Annotated in this window: 15 protein-coding genes, 1 pseudogene and 1 other annotated feature; all 16 genes and pseudogenes read left to right on the top strand. The window is 38.0% G+C overall.

Going from position 1 to position 17,647, the window contains the following annotated elements; genetic code table 11:
* Window positions 1-13 precede the first annotated feature (13 nt).
* The 16 genes and pseudogenes from ABE34_RS24580 (at window position 14) to ABE34_RS24505 (ending at window position 17,637) form a co-directional block, all read left to right on the top strand.
* The gene (locus tag ABE34_RS24580) at window positions 14-964 is read left to right on the top strand and encodes a magnesium transporter CorA family protein (protein WP_197145004.1); all 951 of its coding nucleotides are present in this window, start codon (window positions 14-16) and stop codon (window positions 962-964) included.
* A gap of 36 nt (window positions 965-1,000) precedes the next feature.
* Window positions 1,001-1,954 (top strand): magnesium transporter CorA family protein, encoded by a 954-nt coding sequence (locus ABE34_RS24575; protein WP_197145003.1) that lies wholly within the window; start codon window positions 1,001-1,003, stop codon window positions 1,952-1,954.
* 452 nt (window positions 1,955-2,406) lie between these two features.
* Window positions 2,407-2,621: a binding site (T-box leader), on the top strand.
* 79 nt (window positions 2,622-2,700) lie between these two features.
* On the top strand, window positions 2,701-5,361 hold the full coding sequence (gene alaS / locus ABE34_RS24570) for an alanine--tRNA ligase (protein ID WP_197145002.1): 2,661 nt from the start codon (window positions 2,701-2,703) through the stop codon (window positions 5,359-5,361).
* A 442-nt stretch (window positions 5,362-5,803) separates the two neighbouring features.
* Window positions 5,804-6,070, top strand: a complete 267-nt coding sequence (locus tag ABE34_RS24565; RefSeq protein ID WP_004226839.1) for an IreB family regulatory phosphoprotein — start codon at window positions 5,804-5,806, stop codon at window positions 6,068-6,070.
* Window positions 6,071-6,072: 2 nt separating this feature from the next.
* Window positions 6,073-6,489, top strand: a complete 417-nt coding sequence (ruvX, locus tag ABE34_RS24560) for a Holliday junction resolvase RuvX (RefSeq protein WP_197145001.1) — start codon at window positions 6,073-6,075, stop codon at window positions 6,487-6,489.
* Between the two features lie 18 nt (window positions 6,490-6,507).
* Window positions 6,508-6,816 (top strand): DUF1292 domain-containing protein, encoded by a 309-nt coding sequence (locus ABE34_RS24555; protein ID WP_049667728.1) that lies wholly within the window; start codon window positions 6,508-6,510, stop codon window positions 6,814-6,816.
* Window positions 6,817-6,958: 142 nt separating this feature from the next.
* On the top strand, window positions 6,959-7,486 hold the full coding sequence (locus ABE34_RS24550) for a DUF1292 domain-containing protein (RefSeq protein WP_197145000.1): 528 nt from the start codon (window positions 6,959-6,961) through the stop codon (window positions 7,484-7,486).
* A gap of 322 nt (window positions 7,487-7,808) precedes the next feature.
* Window positions 7,809-8,618 carry a MetQ/NlpA family ABC transporter substrate-binding protein gene (locus ABE34_RS24545; protein ID WP_197144999.1) on the top strand — a complete coding sequence of 270 codons (810 nt, stop codon included), beginning with the start codon at window positions 7,809-7,811 and terminating at the stop codon, window positions 8,616-8,618.
* A 47-nt stretch (window positions 8,619-8,665) separates the two neighbouring features.
* Window positions 8,666-9,745, top strand: a pseudogene (locus ABE34_RS24540) (methionine ABC transporter ATP-binding protein).
* Window positions 9,687-10,340, top strand: a complete 654-nt coding sequence (locus tag ABE34_RS24535) for a methionine ABC transporter permease (RefSeq protein ID WP_197144998.1) — start codon at window positions 9,687-9,689, stop codon at window positions 10,338-10,340. Before ABE34_RS24540 ends, ABE34_RS24535 begins: the two are co-directional and overlap by 59 nt.
* A 14-nt stretch (window positions 10,341-10,354) precedes the next feature.
* Window positions 10,355-11,191 (top strand): MetQ/NlpA family ABC transporter substrate-binding protein, encoded by an 837-nt coding sequence (locus tag ABE34_RS24530; protein ID WP_197144997.1) that lies wholly within the window; start codon window positions 10,355-10,357, stop codon window positions 11,189-11,191.
* Between the two features lie 79 nt (window positions 11,192-11,270).
* A complete protein-coding gene (locus ABE34_RS24525; RefSeq protein WP_197144996.1) occupies window positions 11,271-12,614 on the top strand; it encodes an LLM class flavin-dependent oxidoreductase in 1,344 nt (447 codons plus the stop codon).
* Window positions 12,614-13,801: an acyl-CoA dehydrogenase family protein gene (locus ABE34_RS24520; RefSeq protein WP_197144995.1), complete on the top strand. Its 1,188-nt coding sequence runs from the start codon at window positions 12,614-12,616 to the stop codon at window positions 13,799-13,801. Before ABE34_RS24525 ends, ABE34_RS24520 begins: the two co-directional genes overlap by 1 nt.
* A gap of 600 nt (window positions 13,802-14,401) precedes the next feature.
* Complete coding sequence (mltG, locus tag ABE34_RS24515; protein WP_197144994.1) at window positions 14,402-15,529, top strand: endolytic transglycosylase MltG; 1,128 nt, start codon at window positions 14,402-14,404, stop codon at window positions 15,527-15,529.
* Between the two features lie 537 nt (window positions 15,530-16,066).
* Window positions 16,067-16,699, top strand: a complete 633-nt coding sequence (locus ABE34_RS24510) for an O-methyltransferase (RefSeq protein ID WP_197144993.1) — start codon at window positions 16,067-16,069, stop codon at window positions 16,697-16,699.
* A gap of 5 nt (window positions 16,700-16,704) precedes the next feature.
* A complete protein-coding gene (locus ABE34_RS24505; RefSeq protein ID WP_197144992.1) occupies window positions 16,705-17,637 on the top strand; it encodes a peptidase U32 family protein in 933 nt (310 codons plus the stop codon).
* The last annotated feature ends 10 nt before the right edge of the window (window positions 17,638-17,647 follow it).

Here is a 17,647-nt window from a genome sequence, read left to right as displayed (position 1 = left end):
GTGAGGGAAAAAGATGCTTACGCTATATAAAAGTGATTCTTCAGGTCAATTACAAAAGGTATCAAACATTGTCCACAACACGTTGCTTTATCTTGTAGATCCGACAGATACAGAAATTTCTCACGTTTCAAATAAACTCAATATTCCGGAAAATTTTATTCGTGATTCCTTAGATATCAATGAGCGACCTCGGATTGAAAAAGATGATTCGTCAATGGTCATCATTCTCAATTCTCCTGTGGCGATGAACGAGGAACGGTTGTACGAAGAAATTCCTTATCGGACGATACCAATCGGAATCATTCATGTAAAAGATCATTTGGTGATTGTCACAAAAAAAGATAATCCATTATGTAGAGAAATATTTTTAGGGAAGTACGGAACATTTCAAACGCATATGAAGACTCGAATAACATTGCTACTATTTGAAGCAATTGCGCAGTCGTATCTCGATTTTCTCAAACGTATAAAAGTCCAAGTTGGACGATTGCAACAAGAATTAAAAGAATCACATAACAACCGCGAGCTATTCGGCTTGATTAATATCAACAAAGGTTTAGTGTATTTTTCAACGTCTTTGAGAGCAATGCGCAATGTGTTTTTACATCTTTCCAAAGGTCAAGATATGAAGCTATATGAAGAAGATGAGAAAATGCTGCATAACGCGCTAGTAGATCTTGAACAAGCAGCGGAAGTAACGGAAATGCGTAGTCTTAGTTTAAGCAATCTAATGGATGCGTACGCGGCAATTACTCATAATAACCTAAATAGCGTTTTAAAAATACTAACTACCATTACGATTGTCCTGATGATACCAACTATTTTGGGTAGTGTTTTCGCAATGAACGTTTCGTTGCCTTTTGAAGATCAACCATTCATGTTTGTTATCATTCTTGGGCTCATGGCAGGAATTAGTGGTGGTCTTGTCTACGTATTTTACAAAACAAAATTTTTACGTTTTTAATCTATTTTACCGTATATAGAAAGGGTGTGTACCAAAATGCTTTTAATATACAAAAGTAATTCTGAAGGGAAATTTGAGCAAACATCAAGTATTGGATATAATAGTTGGCTTCATCTTGAAGCGCCAACATTCAGTGAAATTGAACGTGTAGTAACTGCTCTTGCCGTTCCAAGCGATTTTTTAACGGATTCACTAGATATAGAAGAACGCCCGCGAATTGAAGAGCGCGATGGAGCGGTCTTGATGGTTATACATGTCCCGTACGATCAACTAGATGTCGAGAGTTCTTCTCATGACGTGAAATATCGAACAATACCTATGGGGATTATTCACACTGAAAATCATATGATTACGATTTGTAAAGAAGAGCTACCTTTCATAAAAGATCTTTTTAATGATGGAATGACACTTTTTGAGACACATATGAAAACGCGCAACACTTTAACTATATTAAGTATAACAGCTAGAGCATATATTCGTTTTTTAGCTACAATTGAAAGGGAAATCAATAAAGCAGAAAAAGAACTTGCTAAGTCATATCGTAATAGTGAGTTATATACATTACTATACTTGAATGAAAGTCTTATATATATGGTAACATCACTTAAACAGATGAAATTTACGATGCAAAAAACAATACAGAGTAGCAATATCCAATTAGATGAGTACAATGCAACTATTTTAGACGACGTGCTAATTGAAATAGATCAAGCATATGAAGTGACGGAAATTAATCAAACTAATTTAAATAATATAATGGATGCGTACGGTAACGTCATTCAAAACAACGTAAGTCAAGTACTTAAATTACTTGCTTCATTTACAATTATATTATCTGTTCCGATGTTAATTGCCAGCATTTATGGGATGAATGTGCCTCTACCTTATCAAGATGCATCTAATGCGTTTTGGGTAGTGGTCGTCGTAATGGTCGTGTTAACAGGATTGTCTACCTTTGTTTTTTACAAAAAAAATTATTTCTCTCGATAGCTTCGGTATGAAGGGAAGACCTTTGGGAAAAATTGTTCATCACCAAAAGTTGTGAATGACTTTTGGTGAAACGTATATTATGTAAATAAGTTGGTCTACGTTACGACTGGGCGACTCCTCCGTGACCAACATCGTGCGCTGCCGCTACGTTGCACTTACGCTTTCGCGCAAAAGATATCTGTTGGCCGGAGACCCTGCAGCGCAGCGAAGCGGGTAGGGGAACGGAGGCTAAAAGCATCACGTCCTGTGATAACGCCTTCGTGACCAACATCCTGTTGTCCCGACGCGCTCAGGAAGCTTTGCTCTGTGCGAAAGCGTAGCGACAGCAATATCAAAACGCCCAGTCGGAACGGAAATCAATTACACGTTTTGGGGATGATCCTTATGATTAGCAATTATAGTGCCAATTGACAGAAGAACATATTTTTTTTATAATTCTCGTTAGAAAATTGTAAAAAACGATGATGGAAAAAGTACGTATTTGTGCGTGTAAAAGAAAGGGATTTCTTGGCTGAAAAAATCCTCACTATAACGAATACCGAAAGCTACTCCAGAGTGCAGTTAATCCCTGCCGTTCACTTACGTTACAAGTGCTAAAGAGGTAAGTATACTTTTACTTACAACTAGGGTGGTACCGCGAGACAAATTACAAGTCCTCGTCCCTTTTTTGGGGATGAGGGCTTTTTTATGTTTATTTGCGGATTCATCTCGTAATTTTACAAAACATTTAGGGAGGAACTTTTCAAATGAAAGCAGTAGAAATTCGTCGCATGTATCTAGAATTCTTTAAAGAAAAAGGTCATCATCATGAGCCATCAGCACCACTTGTGCCGATCAATGACCCATCATTACTTTGGATTAACTCAGGTGTTGCAACACTTAAACCATATTTCGATGGTCGTATCATTCCTGAAAATCCACGTATTACAAATGCCCAAAAATCAATTCGTACAAACGATATTGAAAACGTAGGTAAAACAGCTCGTCACCATACATTTTTTGAAATGTTAGGTAACTTCTCAATTGGTGATTACTTTAAAAAAGAAGCTATTCATTATGCTTGGGAATTCTTAACGGATAAAAAATGGATGGGCTTTGATCCAGAACTTTTATCGATTACGATCCATCCTGAAGACCAAGAAGCGTATGACGTTTGGCATAACGAAATTGGTATTCCGGAAGAGCGTTTAATCCGTCTAGAGGGGAACTTCTGGGATATCGGTGAAGGTCCATCAGGTCCTAACTCAGAAATTTTTTATGACCGTGGGGAAGAATATGGTTCAGATGAAACTGACCCAGAAATGTATCCAGGTGGTGAAAATGAACGCTATCTAGAAATTTGGAACTTAGTGTTCTCTCAATTCAACCATAATCCTGATGGCACATATACACCACTTCCAAAGCAAAATATCGATACTGGTATGGGTCTAGAGCGTATCGTATCGGTAGTTCAAAATGTTCCAACGAACTTTGATACTGATTTATTCATGCCAATTATTGGAAAAATCGAGCAGTTAGCTAATCGCAAATACAAACGTCCTGGTGAAGTAGCACTAAGTGAAATCTTCGGTTCAGAAGAAGATATCAATACACCATTTAAAGTAATCGCTGACCATATTCGTACAGTGGCGTTTGCTATTGGTGATGGTGCTCTTCCTTCAAATGAAGGTCGTGGATATGTATTACGTCGTTTACTACGTCGTGCTGTGCGCTATGCAAAACAAATCGGCATTGAAAAGCCATTTATGTTTGAATTAGTACCAACTGTTGGTGAAATTATGAATGATTTCTACCCAGAAGTAACAGAAAAATGCGAGTTTATCCAACGTGTTATTAAAAACGAAGAACTTCGCTTCCATGAAACATTAGACGGTGGTCTTGCTATCTTTAACGAAGTGGTAGAAGCTCAAAAAGCAGCAGGCCATGACTATATTCCAGGTGCAGATGCATTCCGTTTATATGATACTTACGGTTTCCCAATCGAATTAACAGAAGAGTATGCGGAAGAAGTAGGCATGAAGGTAGATCATGAAGGCTTTGAAGTAGCAATGGAAGAACAACGTGAACGCGCACGTGCAGCTCGTCAAGATGTGGATTCTATGCAAGTACAAAACGAAGTACTAGCAAACTTGACGGTTGCAAGTGAATTTGTAGGCTATGATACATTAACGACAGACACAGAAGTGGCAGCGATCATTGTCAACGGCCAAGTGTCAAATGTAGCATCTGAAGGGCAAGAAGCATTAGTTATTTTAGCTAAAACACCATTCTATGCTGAAATGGGTGGTCAAATTGCAGATAGCGGTGTGATTGCTAATGATAGCTTTACTGCCATTGTAAAAGATGTACAAAAAGCTCCAAATGGTCAGCCGCTTCATACTGTACTTGTAGAATCTGGAGAAATGCATGTTGAAGATGCTGTAAAAGCAGCAGTTAACCGTGATGAACGTAATTTAATTATTAAAAACCATACAGCAACACATATTATGCAACGTGCATTAAAAGATGTTCTAGGCGACCATGTTAGCCAAGCTGGGTCATATGTAGGACCTGACCGTTTACGCTTTGACTTCTCTCACTTTGGACAAGTAACAAAAGAGGAATTACAACAAATTGAACGTATTGTAAATGAAAAAGTGTGGGATGATATAGAAGTCGTTATTGAGGAAAAAGGCATCGATGAAGCGAAAGCTATGGGAGCAATGGCACTTTTCGGTGAGAAATATGGCGATATTGTTCGCGTTGTTTCAATTGGTGATTACTCTATTGAACTTTGCGGTGGTTTACACGTAAAACGCTCTTCTGAAATTGGCTTCTTCAAAATTGTTTCAGAAGGTGGTATCGGTGCGGGTACTCGTCGTATCGAGGCAGTGACAGGTAAAGTTGCCTATGAAGCCGTAAAAGAGGAAGAAGCTTTATTAAACGAAGCGGCAGCATTATTAAAAGCAAATCCAAAAGATCTTGTGACAAAAGTACAAGCGTTGCAAGCTGATTACAAAGATTTACAACGCGAAAATGAAGCATTATCACAAAAAATCGCCAATGCACAAGCAGGAGCTATTGTGGACGCGGCGCAAACTTTTGGGGATGTAACTGTTCTTTCTACTAAAGTTGAGGCGAAGGACAACAATCAACTGCGTCAAATGATGGATGACTTGAAGGCTAAAATGCCTAAGGCTGTTATCGTTCTTGGCGCTGTCGATGGTGAAAAGGTTATGCTATGTGCTGGAGTAACAAAAGATTTAGTTGGTGGCAATTACCATGCCGGAAATATCGTAAAAATGGTAGCAGAAGCATGTGGTGGTAAAGGTGGCGGTCGTCCAGATATGGCGATGGCAGGTGCAAAAGAAGCATCAAAACTTGATGAAGCACTACTTTCTGTGTATGATTATGTTAAATCCATCTAACTTCTTTTAGCGAATGTCCAAACATCCAAATAGAGGAACTCAGGCTAAGAACTTCACATCCTGTGAAAACACCTGAGTGACCAGCGTTGTGTTGCTGCCGCTGCGTTAGCACTACGCTTTCGCACAAAAAAACATCTGCTGGCCTAAAGCCTCTGGCGGATGTCACGGAATCGGAAAGGAGTTCCAATAGGATGTTAGCCTAAAATCATCGCATCCATGCGATAACGGCTAACTAACCTGCATCGGTAAAAACGCCACGTCCTGTGGCATTACCGAAATGACCGACGTCGTGTCGGCCCTCAGCAGGCCTAAACACAAAGCCGATTTCGGACGCAATTATCCGAGGCATAATTGATAATACGCCAAAACATGTTATAATAAAGAGAAATTGGAGATGAGCTTTTTTGCACATCTCCTTATTTCTGAAAGCGAGGTGCTGGTCATGAGTTCATTTGATCAAACTATGAAATTTAATTTTCCAGAAGAATCAATGGAACAGGAAGTCAAGCAGGTAATGTTGAAGGTTCATTCTTCATTAGAGGAAAAGGGATATAACCCTATCAATCAGATTGTCGGTTATTTACTTTCTGGTGATCCGGCGTATATTCCTCGCCATCAGGATGCTCGTAATTTAATTCGCAAGCTTGAGCGTGACGAAATTCTAGAAGAGCTTGTTAAGTTTTATATTAAAAAGAATAACGAGGACTAGAAATGAGAATTATGGGATTAGACGTTGGGTCAAAAACCGTTGGCGTTGCTGTAAGTGATGCTTTAGGGTGGACGGCTCAAGGTATTGAAACCGTAAAAATTGATGAAGCTAACGGTGAGTTCGGCATTGAACGAATAGCTGAGCTAGTGAAGGAGTATGCTATAACAGAATTTGTTGTAGGATACCCGAAAAACATGAATAATACGGTTGGACCGCGTGGGGAGGCTTCTGAAAACTATAAAAAGCTTTTAGAAGAGACATTTTCACTACCGGTCAAGCTTTGGGATGAGCGTTTAACAACGATGGCTGCTGAGCGTATGCTAATCGAGGCAGACGTGAGTCGCAAAAAGCGTAAGCAAGTCATTGATAAAATGGCTGCTGTGATGATTTTACAAGGCTACTTGGATAGCAAAAATTAATTGATGAGGTGACAAGCCATGGCACAAGAGCATAACCATGAAGAAGAACTACACGTACAACACATTACAGTAATTGACGAGAACGGAAATGAACAGCTTTGTGAAGTAATTCACGTACATGAATCAGCTGAATTTGGCAAATCATACGTATTTTACTCTATGGTAGGCGCAGAAGAAGATGAGGATGGCTCTGTTGAAATCTTCGTATCTTCATTCGTTCCATCTGAAAATGGTGAAGATGGTGAGTTAACACCAATCGAAACTGAAGCAGAGTGGGACATGGTAGAAGACGTATTAAACGCTTTAGAGGATGAAAACGAAGAATAATCATCATCGTAGTCTTTAAAAGTGTGGAACAAGGATGGCACCAAGCACTCCTTGTTCCTTTTTTTACTTTAGGAAGAATGAAGCTATGTGGTTATAATGACTCGAATCAATGTTTGAACCATAGTTAAAAGGAGGAAATTAAATGAACGAAGAAACACAAGAATTTCTAATCATTGGAGAGAATGGCAAAGAGCAAAAGTGTCGCGTTGTTTTCACCTTTGATGCAGAAGAAAAATCATATGTATTGTTTTCGTTAATCGACGAAGATGGTAATGAAATTCCTGGTGACATTTCTGCTATGACATTTGATTATGATGATAACAATGGAGAAATGACAAATTTACAGCCTGTTGAAACAGAGGCAGAATGGGAAATGATTAATGAAGTAGTCCTGACACTTTTAAACGAGTTTGAAGAAGGGCCGCAGCAATTTACAATTACAGATGAGCATGGGGCAGATCAAGTATGTGAGGTTATTCATACATTTTCATCAGAACAATTTGGCAAATCTTATGTACTTTATGTTCTAGCAACGGACGAGCCAATAGAAGAACGAGACATTTTTGCTTCTCAATACGTATCTGGAAATGACGGAATGATTGAAGATTTATTACCGATTGAAACAGATGAAGAATGGGCATTTGTTGAAGATGTATTAAATGAATTGTAATTAGAACTCTGAGTAGTAACTTGCTACTCAGAGTTTTTTTATTGTGTATAACGATTAACATGGAGCGACACTTTAGGAGTATTAATAGAAAATTTCTATCTCTTATGTAAAAACATTCTATATGAAAATGGAATTTATGCGTTTTCGAGAAAACCTTGATATTTTTCGAGAAATAACAGGTTTTCTCACATCTCATTTTATCTGAATTTTTAAATATCTATAAATAAAACGAGATATCGAACGTTGACCAATCATAAGTAAACAGATAAGATTTGTTTTACATTAAACCAAGTAAGTTGATTTACAAAGGAGGGAATTGAAAATGAGGACAATATGGGGACTACTAGTTGGTGTATTAGTGATAGGTTTGTTGGTAGGCTGCACAAACAAAGGAGAAGCGAGTAAAGACGAAACAGTAACGTTAAAGGTAGGGGCAGCCAATGTTCCACATGCGGAAGTATTAGAGTATTTAGCAAAGGATCTTGAAAAGGATGGCGTGAAATTAGACATTACCATTTTAAAAGATGCTGTTCAAACAAATCAGCAAACGGCAGATGGAGAACTAGATTTCAATTACTTTCAACACATTCCGTTTTTAGAACAAACGAATAAAGAAAGCCGTTTAGATTTAGTGAGTGTAAAAGGAATTCATATAGAACCATTTGGTGTGTACTCTAAAAAAATCAAAAATATAAATGATTTACCGCAAAACGCAAAGGTTTCCGTTCCAAATGATGTCGTCAATTTTTCTCGGGCTTTACTACTATTTCAAAATAATGGACTAATCGAATTGAATAAAGCAAAGAAAAATGATTTTACGATCGAAGATATTACAAAAAACGAAAAAAATATTCAATTTATCGGTGTTGATTCTCAGTTATTAACTCGTTCACTAGATGATGTAGACGCATCGGCAATTAATACGAACTACGCCTTAGAAGGGGGCTATAGCCCTGTGGAAGATGCACTTATTATCGAAGGACCAGAATCGCCATATGTCAATATTATTGCGACGACAAAAGAAAAGCAAAATGATCCAGCAATTCAAACAGTCGTTAAATGGCTGACGAGCGAAAAGGCACGTACTTTTTTTGAAGATCAGTATAAGGGGGCTGTCGTTCCAGCGCTTTAAGTCGGGCGTATCAAAGATAAATTAAATGCTAAGGAGGTAGATGTGAAATGATTGAATTTATCGAAACGACAAAGGAATTTCAGGTAGGAACAACCGTTGTAACCGCATTAAATCATATTAATTTAAAGATTCAAAAGGGTGATATTTTTGGTGTTATCGGCTTTAGCGGTGCTGGTAAAAGTACATTAATACGGACAGTGAACTTACTGGAGGAACCAACGTCTGGTCGCGTACTTGTGAATGACAAGGAGCTGACAACATTAAGTAAAAAGCAGCTTCGAGAGGAAAAGAAAAACATTGGTATGATTTTTCAACACTTCAATCTTCTCCGTTCTAAAACCGTCTTTGAAAATGTCGCGATGCCTTTAGTATTAAGTGGCGTTAAAAAATCAAAAATTGAAGATCAAGTAAGTGAAGTTTTGGCATTTGTTGGTTTACAGGACAAAGCCGAACGTCATATCGATGAACTGTCAGGTGGACAAAAGCAGAGAGTGGGCATTGCTCGTGCACTTGTCACAAAGCCAACAATTTTATAGTGTGATGAAGCGACTTCCGCTCTTGATCCACAAACGACTAAATCTATATTGGAGCTACTCAAGCGAGTCAATATCGAGTATGGCATTACCATTTTAATGATTACACATGAAATGGAAGTCATAAGGGACATTTGCAATCGTGTAGCTGTTATGGAAAACGGAAAAGTTATTGAAACAGGCAATGTACTTGAAATTTTTTCTTCACCGCAAGAGGAGACGACTAAAAACTTTGTACAATCGGTAGTTCGAGATGAAATTCCACGATCTGTCTATGAGCAACTTAAAACGATAGATCATTCTAAAAAAATATATAACCTGAAATTTATAGGTGTAGACGTTGGGCAACCAGTTGTCTCTCAAGTAGCAAAAAAGTTTGATGTTGATGTAAATGTATTGTTTGGCAATATTACAGAGCTACAAGGGATTCCCTTTGGTAATTTAATCGTTGAACTAGTTGGCGTAGACAAAGAAATAGAAAAGGCACATCAATTTATTAGAACGAAAGATATTCAAATAGAGGAGGTTATTGCACATGAAGGTGAGCTCACAAATCATTATCGACGCAGTGCTAGACACGCTGTACATGGTTAGTATTTCGTTATTTTTTGGTGCGATTTTAGGCTTTATTTTAGGGATTACTTTAGTCGTGACGAGAAAAGGGCATATTCTTGAAAATACAATAATTTTCTCAATCATCAATCCCATCGTCAATACCTTACGCTCCATTCCGTTCATTATTTTGCTTGTTGCTATCATTCCATTTACACGCTTACTCGTTGGAACAGCAATAGGTACGACAGCTGCCATTGTGCCACTCGTCTTGCATATCGGTCCATATATATCAAGATTAATAGAAAATTCATTATTGGAAGTGGATGAAGGCATTATCGAAGCAGCAAAGGCAATGGGTGCATCCCCACTTCAAATTATTCAAAAGTTTTTACTACCTGAAGCTTTTCCCTCTCTAATATTAAGTGTCACGACTGCGACAATTGGGCTTATTGGGGCGACTGCAATGGCAGGTGCAGTTGGAGGAGGTGGCCTTGGTGATGTAGCCATTACTTACGGCTATCAACGCTTTGACAATGTCACGATTTTAGTCACAGTGGTGATTCTAGTAGTCCTTGTACAAATCATTCAAAGTATTGGAAATAGTCTTGAACGAAAGTTACGCAGAGTGTCATAAAGGAGAAGGTTAATATGAGGAAACTAAATTATTTTTTCGGTTTAATAGCATTACTATTCTTACTAGTTGCTTGTGCAAAAGCAGATGAAAAAGATACTGTGAAGGTTGGGATCCGTAGCTCGGAATTGAAAACGTGGGAGTATATAAAAAAACAGGCTGCTAAGGAAGATATAAATCTCGATTTAGTGACATTCTCAGCACAATATGACCCGAACCAAGCATTGGCGGAGGGGGAGGTTGATATGAATGCATTTCAGCATGTCGCTTACTTAAATTTATTTAATACGAGTAACGATACAGATTTACAGGCAATTGGCACAACGATTATGGCTCCGATAGGCTTATATTCTAACAAATATAAATCCTTGGAAGATATGAAAGAGGGCGCCAAAATTGCTGTACCAAACGATCCTTCTAACTGGGGTAGAGCGTTACTGCTGTTACAGGAGAATGGATTACTGACAGTTACGGATAATTTTGATGGCAACGGTGGAGAGGATCGGATTAAAGATAATCCGAAAAAATTGAACATATTACCAGTAGATGGTGCGACGACACCGAGGGTTATGGAGGATGCCGATTTCGCGATCATTAATAATGGGGTTGCTGTCGAAGCGGGACTGCTATTGAAAGATGCCATTATTCATGAGAATGAAACGGCGAAGCCATTTATTAATGTTATCGTGGCAAGACCTGAAGATAAGGACGATGAGACATTGAAAAAAATTGTTGACATCTATCAGCGTGAAGAAACGGCTAATTTTATTAAAGATATTTCCAAAGGGAATTATATTCCTGTAAAAATGCCTTTAGATGAATTAGCTACATGGAAAGAATTTTACCTTCATTGACCAATATTATATTGATCTAATGCCTTTGTTTATATATGGATAGTGAAATTGATTCATATGAAAGGGAGATGACGACAAAATGACTAAGAAAAAAGAGTTAAAGCTTGCATTATATTTAATTGGGGCAGGTATGCATATTGCAGCTTGGAAACATCCTTCAGCAAAAGTTAATGCAAGCATTGATATTAAAGCTTTGCAAAAGGTGGCACAAATAGCTGAAAAGGGTAAGTTTGATATTGCTTTTGTTGCGGATAGTTTAGCAATCAATCATGAATCACATCCACATATTTTAAATCGCTTTGATCCTCTTATACAGATTACAGCTTTGGCAGCTGCGACAACCAAAATTGGACTTGGTGCCACTGCATCAACCACATATAGTGAGCCATATGTATTAGCGCGACAGCTAATGTCTGTAGACCATATTAGTGATGGGAGAGTCGGTTGGAATCTAGTGACAACAGCAGATGCCACAGGAGAGACGGCTTTAAACTTTAGCCGTGACAAGCATTGGGAGCACGATCATCGTTACGAACGTGCGGAGGAATTTATCGATGTAGTTCAATCATTATGGGATTCATGGGAGGACGATGCTTTTGTCTACGACCGTGATAATAATATTTTTTATGATCGCAATAAAGTACATGAGACCGCTTTTAAAGGCGAATATTTATCAGTGAAAGGTCCATTGAATATTGCACGTTCCGTTCAGGGGCAGCCTGTTATTATTCAGGCTGGTGCATCAAAACCAGGGCAAAAATTAGCAGCACGAACAGCGGAGGTCGTTTTTGTTCATTGGGATGATATTGAAAGGTCCAAGGAGCATTATCGTCATTTAAAGGCACAGCTTGCTCCATTTGGACGCACTGAGGAGGAGCTTCTTGTGTTCCAAGGGATATCGCCAATTGTGGGGGATACTGAGGAAGAGGCTATCCGTAAGTATAATGAATTACAGGCGTTGATTGACCCCTATGAGAGCTTGAAATTTGTTTCGGGCTATATGGGAAATGTAGATTTTTCTAAATACTCGTTAGATACACCTGCAATCGAAGTGGATTTTCCTAAGGTCAACAGTATTCAAAGTCATTTCTATGAGCATTTAGAAATTATCAAAAAAGAAAATTTAAAGGTGGGCGAATTATATGCACGCCTATTTGGTCCTGCGAAGCGCGATGCCTTTGTTGGAACACCAACACAAATTGCTGATGAGATGGAGCGCTGGATTACAGAGGAAGCGGCAGATGGCTTTATGTTAATGTTTCCGTTATTACCACGTGATTTAGAAGACTTTGTGAACAAGGTCGTGCCTATTTTACAAGAGCGGGGTATTTATCGTAAAGATTATACTGGTTCAACACTAAGGGAACATTTAGGACTCAAAAAACCACAAAATCGATTTACGAAAAGTAAGGTGACTCATTGATGAGTGATGTTTATATTCGTAACGATCGTGAGCAAAAGCTAGTTCAATATGCTAGTGAATTGGCACAACAAATTGACAAGACTGCTAGTAAATATGATGAGAGTGGAGAATTTCCGTTTGAGCAATTTAAAATTTTAGAGGATGCTGGCTATTTTAAATTAACAGTGCCGAAAAAATACGGCGGTGAGGAAATTTCTCTTTATGAAATGTTATTAGTACAGGAACAATTAGCAAAAGGCGATGGTTCTACTGCATTGTCTGTTGGTTGGCACTTATTAACCTTTTTGAACGTTCGTGAGGCAAAGACGTGGCCCGAGCCAATATTTGCGGAATTAAGTCGTAAAGCAGTTAAAGAAGGTTCTCTATTAAATATTATCAATAGCGAACGAGGAAAAGGTAATATTTCTCGTGGAAGTTTACCTGGCACAATTACAAAAAAAGTGCCTGGAGGCTATATCATTACAGGTGAAAAGGCTTTTGCTTCCCTAGCCCCCATTTTAAAACAATTTACGATTATCGCCTATATCGAAGAAGAGAATTTAACAGCTGAATTTTTAGTAACTAAAAATGATCAGGTAGAGGTTGTTAATACTTGGGATGCAATGGGAATGCGTGCAACTGGTAGTCATGATATTATTTTTCATGACACGTTTGTTCCGGAAGAGGCATTGCTATACAAGCATCGTCCAAATGAAATAAACCGTTTTTTAGCTGATGGTCGTGTCTATTCATTAGAAATTCCAGCTGTTTACTTAGGAGTTGCAGGGGCTGCTAGGGATTATGCAATAGATTTTGCTAAAAATACTTATTCATACAGTTTAGAAAATACAATCGCACACGCAAGTCATGTCCAACAAAAAATTGGCGAAATAGAAATACTTTATCAAACGGCACGTCGAACATTGTATAGTATTGCAGCGCAAGTAGAGCAAAATCCTGCGATTAAGGATCAACTTTCTGAAGATGTTAGTATTGCAAAGTATGTCATTTGTAACAATGCCATTGATATCGTAACAAAAGCAATGCAAGTTGTTGGTGGACGAAGTCTGTCTAAGACTAGTAAATTACAGCGACTATTTCGAGATGTTCAATGTAGCCGCTTTAATCCTCCGGCAGATGATGTAGTAATAACACAGCTTGCAAAGGGATTATTAGTCGATGTCAAACAAGGAGCTTTTCAATTATAGATCTCACATTATCTGGATGTTTTTCCAATCGTTATTGTGGAAAAAATATTATTGAGACGTCTGCTAACAATATTGTTGGCAGATTTTTGGGTTCTATGAAGGGGACTTCCATTCCGAATAATCAAAACGACCCATTATTATCTATTTAGTTTTCTCTAGTATGTTATCAATGCTTTAAAACTGTTTTTGTCTCAACTTTTTTTACTAATTCTAGGGAATCAACTTTTAATTATTATACTCATTCTATTGTCGCAAGCTATTTTTAACTTCTTTCAGCGGCTGTCCAAACACCCGCTGAAATAGAGGAACTCAGTCTAAGAACGCCACGTCCTGTGGCAACGACTGAGTGACCAACATCATGTTGGCCCAAAGCCTCCGGCGGATGTCACGGAATCGGAAAGGAGTTCTTAAAAAGGATGTTAGCCTAAAACCATCGCATCCATGCGATAACGGCTAACTGACCTGCATCGTGCAGGCCTAAGCACACATCAATTATGCCGAGGCATAATTGATGTGTGCTTTTTTCTACTGAATTATCTATTTCTGTTTGTCGTGAAAGTTGATTTCTAGTATGATAATGGAGTGATAGGGGGGAAACCCGTGAATAACGGTTCAAAAAAACAAGAAATGTTTTCAAAAATGCAAGAAAGAAAATCCGAGGTAAAAGTTGTGAGGAAAATCGTTGCAATTGTTGCGATTGCTTTGGTACTAATTTTAGGGATAGTCGGTTTAATTGGCTATAATTATGTGAATACCGCATTAAAACCAGTAGATCCAGATGCGACTAAAACAATAGCAGTTGAAGTACCAATTGGTTCAGGTTTAAGCTCTATTTCGACTCTACTAGAGGAAAAAGGGTTAATTAAAGATGCACGTGTTTTTAAATACTATGCCAAATTTAAAAATGAATCTCAGTTCCAAGCAGGCAAATATGATTTATCACAGTCAATGACATTAGATGAACTAATCAAAAGTTTAAAAACCGGAAAGGTTTACCGTACGCCAGTCTTTGCAATGACCATTCCTGAAGGCTTAACACTTGAACAAATCGGTAATATTGTGGAAAAGAAAACACCTTACACTCAAAAGGAATTTATGGACTTAGTAACGAGCGATACATTTGTTCAACAAATGAAGGCTAAATATCCTGAGCTTGTAACGGATGCGGTTTTAGCCGATAATATTCGTTATGATTTAGAGGGCTATTTATTCCCTGCAACGTATTCTTATTTTGAGGAAAAGCCAACATTGGAATCGATTGTAGATGAAATGGTAGGGGCAATGGACAAGGTTGTGAAAAATTACAGCGATGCTCTTACTGAAAAACAAATGTCAGTACATCAATTAATAACATTTGCTTCATTATTGGAAGAAGAAGCTACTGCTCAAACAGATCGAGAAACAATTGCAAGCGTATTCTATAACCGTATCAATCAAGGAATGCCTCTGCAAACGGACCCAACTGTTTTATATGCACTAGGATCTCATAAAGATCGTGTGCTTTATAAAGATTTAGAAGTAGATAATGCCTATAATACCTACAAAAATAAAGGCTTACCACCAGGTCCTATTGCGGGTGCTGGGAAAACTTCAATTGAAGCAGTGCTTAATCCAAGTGAAACAGATTATCTCTTCTTCTTAGCGGATAAACAGGGTGTCAATCACTTCTCGAAAACATATGATGAACACTTACAGAAAGAACAAAAATATTTGCGCAATGCAGAGTAATTTTTGTTACCTGTGAGATGTTAAGTTACTTTTCAGACGGTGTCCATACATCTGCGAAAAAACGTAATTATGCAGAGACATACTGGATATTATTAAAAAATAAATAGTAATAATGTGGGTAGAAGGAAAGAAAAATAGCTTTCCTTCTATTTTCATGCTATTATAAGTTGTGATTTTTAATCGATCCGCATGGGAAAAATTCAATCAGTCCGTTAATGCGGAAAAATATACGTGGTGGCAATTGTTTAAAGCTTATTAAAACAATTGCTCATTTTTGTATGACGAAGTACCAAGACATCACGTTTGGTCTTTTTCTTTTTGTTGTTAAATGATGAAGTACAGACAACGAGGATTACTCGTTGCCTTTTAACTTCTTTCAGTAGCTGTCTTTTGTAGCGATAGGTACAAATGTCCAAGCATCCGCTGAAAGAAGCTAAAGCCTCTGGTGTATGTCACGAAATCGACTGTGTACTTGCACAAAGCCGATTCTAGACGCAATTATGCCGAGGCATAATTGATATGAGGGTGAACTTAAAAATGGAATTATCAGATGCATATATTCAATCATTTATTCAACCACGTAATGAATTGCTTTTAGAAATGGAAGCATTTGCGGAGGAGAATCATGTACCGATTATGCAGCTTGCAGGCATTGATGCACTAAATCAACTGCTACGTATTCAAAATCCGTCGAAAATTTTAGAGATTGGTACAGCAATTGGTTATTCTGCAATAAGAATGGCTGACGCTTTACCTAACGTGCATATCGTTACAATTGAGCGAGATACTGAGCGTGTTGCGAGAGCAAAGGCTTATATTGAACGTTCTACAGTTTCAGATCGTATTACGGTCATTGAAGGTGACGCTTTAGAGGTGGACGATGAAGCAATTCATACGACCTTCGATGCAGTTTTTATCGATGCTGCAAAGGGACAATATCAACGCTTTTTTGAAAAATATGCGCCTCTTGTAAAATCTGGCGGAGTTCTATATATCGATAATATGTATATGCATGGCTTATCAGATTTGGATTTAAAAGATGTACCGCGTCGCAAGCGTACAATGATTCGAAATTTAAAAAACTTTACCGATTGGATTATGGAGCACCCTGATTATACTAGTGCATTTATACCGGTCGGTGATGGTTTATTACTATGTTTGAAGAGGTGACTATTATGAAAAAACCTGAATTGCTTGTTACACCGCAATCAGTGGACCATGTAAAAGCACTTTTACAGGCTGGAGCAGATGCTTTTGTCATTGGTGAACAACAATTTGGTCTTCGTCTAGCAGGGGAATTTTCTGTTAGTGAAGTGGAAGAAGCTACAAAGTTGATTCATGCAGCGGGTAAAAAGGTTTATGTTGCGGTAAATGCGCTATTCCATAATGAAAAAATGGATGCGCTTGCCGAATATTTAAAAGAAATGCAACGTATTGGTGTTGACCGTTTAATTTATGGTGATCCAGCAGTATTAATCATCCGTCGTGAGCAAGGTGTTACAATACCGCTACACTGGAATCCAGAAACGACTGCAACGAACTGGTTTACGGCAAATTATTGGGGGAAACGCGGAGCAACTCGCGCAGTACTTTCACGTGAACTTTCTTTAGATGAAGTGCTAGAAATTAAAGAAAATGTAGAAATAGAGGTTGAGGTTCAAGTACATGGGATGACATGTATGTTCCAATCAAAACGCCCATTACTAGGCCATTATTTCTTATATCAGGATAAAGTAATGGAAATTGAAAATCGTAAGGAAAATCGCAATATGTTCCTTCATGATGATGAGCGTAATAATAAATATCCAATTTATGAAGATGCTAACGGTACGCATATTTTCAGTCCAAATGATATGTGCATTATTGATGAGCTTGGCGAATTATTCGAAGGTGACATTGATGCATTAAAAATTGAAGGTGTTCTTCAAACACCAGAATATGTAGTCACAGTAACAGAAGCATATCGTCAAGCAATTGACACATATTTTGACGAATCAGAAGATGCGTATGAAGATATTAAAGATGATTTACTAGCTAAAATTGAAGAAATTCAGCCTGCCATCAGACCTCTTGATACTGGCTTTATCTTCAAGGAAACAGTTTACTAGGAGGTGGCAA

The organism is Lysinibacillus sphaericus, assembly GCF_015844675.1.
GTDB classification, from domain to species: domain Bacteria; phylum Bacillota; class Bacilli; order Bacillales_A; family Planococcaceae; genus Lysinibacillus; species Lysinibacillus sphaericus_E.
This window is presented reverse-complemented; position numbering and strand designations above follow the sequence as displayed.